This window comes from uncultured Marinobacter sp. (assembly GCF_963974375.1).
In the GTDB taxonomy this organism is placed as follows: domain Bacteria; phylum Pseudomonadota; class Gammaproteobacteria; order Pseudomonadales; family Oleiphilaceae; genus Marinobacter.
Window position 1 is genome coordinate 1 of sequence record NZ_CAXBDN010000352.1, and the last position, 3,390, is coordinate 3,390.

At 57.6% G+C, this 3,390-nt stretch carries 5 protein-coding genes; 1 reads left to right on the forward strand and 4 read right to left on the reverse strand.

Features of this window, described 5'->3' with window-relative positions:
- Positions 1–451, reverse strand: a 451-nt coding sequence (locus tag AAC035_RS19820; protein WP_339806848.1) for a hypothetical protein, incomplete at its 3' end; no start/stop codon positions are given.
- A 199-nt stretch (positions 452–650) separates the two neighbouring features.
- Here AAC035_RS19820 and AAC035_RS19825 point away from each other — a divergent pair.
- Complete coding sequence (locus tag AAC035_RS19825; RefSeq protein WP_339806849.1) at positions 651–1,304, forward strand: cupin domain-containing protein; 654 nt, start codon at positions 651–653, stop codon at positions 1,302–1,304.
- A gap of 51 nt (positions 1,305–1,355) precedes the next feature.
- Here the strand turns inward: AAC035_RS19825 and AAC035_RS19830 are convergent, their stop codons facing one another.
- The 3 genes from AAC035_RS19830 to AAC035_RS19840 all read right to left on the reverse strand — a co-directional run.
- Complete coding sequence (locus tag AAC035_RS19830) at positions 1,356–2,390, reverse strand: SPFH domain-containing protein (protein WP_339806850.1); 1,035 nt, start codon at positions 2,388–2,390, stop codon at positions 1,356–1,358.
- Between the two features lie 44 nt (positions 2,391–2,434).
- Positions 2,435–2,893, reverse strand: a complete 459-nt coding sequence (locus AAC035_RS19835; protein WP_339806852.1) for a nodulation efficiency, NfeD-like protein — start codon at positions 2,891–2,893, stop codon at positions 2,435–2,437.
- A gap of 54 nt (positions 2,894–2,947) precedes the next feature.
- A partial coding sequence (locus AAC035_RS19840) for a flavin reductase family protein (RefSeq protein ID WP_339806853.1) occupies positions 2,948–3,390 on the reverse strand: 443 nt, incomplete at its 5' end.

Sequence of the window (3,390 nt, forward strand, 5' to 3'; positions counted from 1 at the left end):
ACAACAGTATCAGGATGCCAACCCGGACAAGGAGATTGCCCTCGGTGAAATAGCGCACCAGCCAGTTCCAGACCGGGTCCGTTACTTTCGAAGCGGCCGCCGGTTGCGGTGCCGGGTCCGACACTTCCCACCGCTCATCCAGGGTGAGCGTGTCCTCCCTGGGGTCATTGGCGGCCGGGAGCTCTTCCATGGCATCACTGGCAGAACCCTGCTGGTCACTTGCCATCGGTTCGTCTGGCCTGATTACCATGCCGGGCCGGGATAGTGGCAGGCGCTCAAGCTTCTGGCTTAACTCGGCCACCCTGCGACTGAGCGCAATTACCCGGCCCGCCATAAATCCGACCACAGCGGTGAGCAACCCCACCACCAGAGAGCTGCCCAGTGCCTGCCCGGCAGAGCCGAACAATGAGGCGCCCAGAACAAACCCGAAAAAGGCTATAATCCATGCCATGAGAGACATTCTCCTGCCAAGACTGATAAGGCCACCACACCGGCAATGTTCTGAGCGCCATTGGCCTGACCGGGCGCAGGTTCAACGCTGGAGCGGCGGTTTTGGCGACCGCAACATCTGAACACGGGTCCGGCTCGTATTTAACGCCTGCTATCTTTCCACAACACCCGGCCACAACGCATAAATGGTGGAGCATACAATGCTGAACATGGATTTCTCCAAACGGGTTGTGATTGAAACCCAAAACATGAACTGGGTACCCAGCCCGTCTGGCGGCGTGCTGCGCAAACCCCTGGCCCGTGAAGAAGCCGAAAGGGGACACGCCACCAGCATTGTACAATACCAGCCTGGCGCCAGTTTCCAGCGGCACGAACATCCTCTGGGTGAGGAAATCCTGGTGCTGGATGGCGTTTTTTCGGACGAAACCGGCGATTACGGCAAGGGTACCTACATCCGCAACCCGCCGGGAAGCGGACACTCGCCATTCAGTGAACCCGGTTGCATTCTGCTGGTAAAACTCCATCAGTTTGATCCGCGGGACAGCACCACCGTGCGCCTGGATACCAGCCGGGCACCCTGGCTACCGGGGATCGGCGGGCTTGAGGTGATGCCTTTGCATGAATTTGAGCACGAGCACGTAGCCCTGGTGAAATGGCCAGCGGGAGAGGTGTTTCAGCCCCATCGGCATTTTGGTGGTGAGGAAATTCTGGTGCTCAGTGGAGAATTCTGCGACGAACGGGGTCGCTATCCGGAAGGAACCTGGATACGCAGCCCTCATCTGAGCCAGCATCATCCATTTGTCGAGCAGGAAACCATTATCTGGGTTAAAACCGGCCACTTGCCGCTGGCCTGAAACGGGTATCCGGGCTGAGCCCGGATACCTCCTGCCTTACCCCCTCAAACCTCAGCCTGCAGAGGAAGAAGCAATCATACCGCCACGCAAACCATCACGTTTCAGGGTATCGCGGACTGCATCTTCCGGCGAGCCGGCCAGTTCACGGAACATGCCCATGGAACCCAGCAACGCCGTGGACTCGTAAGGTACGAATACACGCTCTCCGTCTTTCGCCATGGTGGGCAGAACCTTGATATAGCTCTGGCCCAGCAGGTAACCGATAACGGTCCGCTTGTCTTCTTCCGATTCGCCAATGGCACTGATCACCAGACGAATGGATTCCTGCTCACCTTGAGCCCGCAGAATCGCCGATTCCTTGTCACCCTGAGCGTTAAGAATAGCCGACTCACGCTGGCCCTGGGCCATGGCGATGGCTGCAGCCTTCTCACCCTCGGCTTCGGTCACGGTGGCACGACGGCGACGTTCAGCTGCCATCTGCAGGCGCATGGCCTCTTCCACCTCGTCCGGCATGCTGATGTCCTGAACCTCGACCCGGGTCAGCTTGACGCCCCACTTGGAAGCGGCTTCTTCCATTTGCTCCTGGATCGCGTTGTTGACCTCGGCGCGGGATTCGAACAACTTGTCCAGCTCCATTTTGCCCACCACCGAACGCAGGGTGGTTTTGGCCAGCACTTCCACGGCCTGACTCATATTGGCCACTTCGTAGACCGCACGACGGGGATCAATAATCTGGTAATACAGCGCACCGTTGATTCGTACAGTGACGTTGTCGGTGGTCACGACCGGCTGACCGGGGAAATCCATGACCGTTTCCCGGCGATCAATGCGGGCCTCGTCGGTGGTCATGGGATGATACTCATCGCCCATACGAACATAACGGATCATGGTGATGGGACGGGGCCGCTCGATGAACGGAACAATGATATTCACGCCACTTTCCAGAACCCGGTTAAACGAACCCAGGCGCTCGATCACCATGACTTCGGACTGGCGAATGATCACCAGCCCTTTGGCAATAATCAGCACACCGACGATGACAAAAAACAGGCTGATAATCAGCCCGGGGGACACATACGATTCCATGTTCACAGCTCCATTTAAGTAGTAGGTATTCATTGCATTGCGGATTAGCGATCCGTGCTCTGAACGTGATGTACGATGGCGGTAGTGCCATCAAAACGATCGAAAAGAACAGGCGTGGAGGCCGGCAGTTCGGTTTCATCAGTCTCGCTGACCCGCAGGCGATAAAGATCTCCATTAACCCGAATCACCGTTGCATCATCAAAGTCCCGGCGTTCAGTCAGGTATTGATTGCCCTGCTCGACGCCAGTTCCCGTCGTGCCGTAATCCACATGCTTCGGTGAAAAGCAGGGTCTGATCCACCACACTGCGATGGGAACCAGCAAGCCGGAGGCCACCCCCATGGTGACCAGCTGCCATTCCAGTGAAAAACCGAGAAACGCCGACAAGGCTGTCAGCCCGGCGGCGACACCAAGTGCGAGAAACAGGAATACACCGGACGTCAGCTCGGCCAGGCACAACACCAGTGCCAGGGCCAGCCATACGTGGGCCAGACTCCATTCCATATGCTTTACCATCCATTTCAAGAGTGAGTGGGCCGTTCAGGCCTGCCGTCGGGATCAGGCCGGCCTGGGTATACGAATGATATCGCCGAAGGTCACATATTCGCTGCCCCCCAGCCTTCCCACCGGGTCAACAGCCGTGGCATCGACCCGCACCCGGCCCTTGTCGTCGGTATAGGCGGCACGATCATCCACATACATCTGCAGAATGCGGCCAAAAATCAGGCTTTGGTCAAAATCACCGATCTGCTGGATTTCGTACAGTTCGCAACCCATGGCAATGCGGCAGTCTGCCAGACGTGGCAGTGGAAAGCCCTCGAATTCGGTCAGTTCAAGATTGGTCCGGTCCAGTTCGGACTCACCTCTGGGCAGAGTTCGCGACGTTTCAGTCATCGGACCCGCCAGTTCACGGTGAGCAATATGTACCGTGAAATAGCGGTTGCTCTCGATATTGGCGCGGGTGTCCTTGATGTCACCGCCAGGCTTCTTGCCGGCGGAAA

Excerpts from the sequence above, each read along its gene's own strand:
- AAC035_RS19825 (WP_339806849.1), top strand. The coding sequence starts at position 651 with ATGCTGAACATGGATTTCTCCAAACGGGTTGTGATTGAAACCCAAAAC.
- AAC035_RS19830 (WP_339806850.1), bottom strand. The coding sequence starts at position 2,390 with ATGGAATCGTATGTGTCCCCCGGGCTGATTATCAGCCTGTTTTTTGTC.
- AAC035_RS19835 (WP_339806852.1), bottom strand. The coding sequence starts at position 2,893 with ATGGAATGGAGTCTGGCCCACGTATGGCTGGCCCTGGCACTGGTGTTG.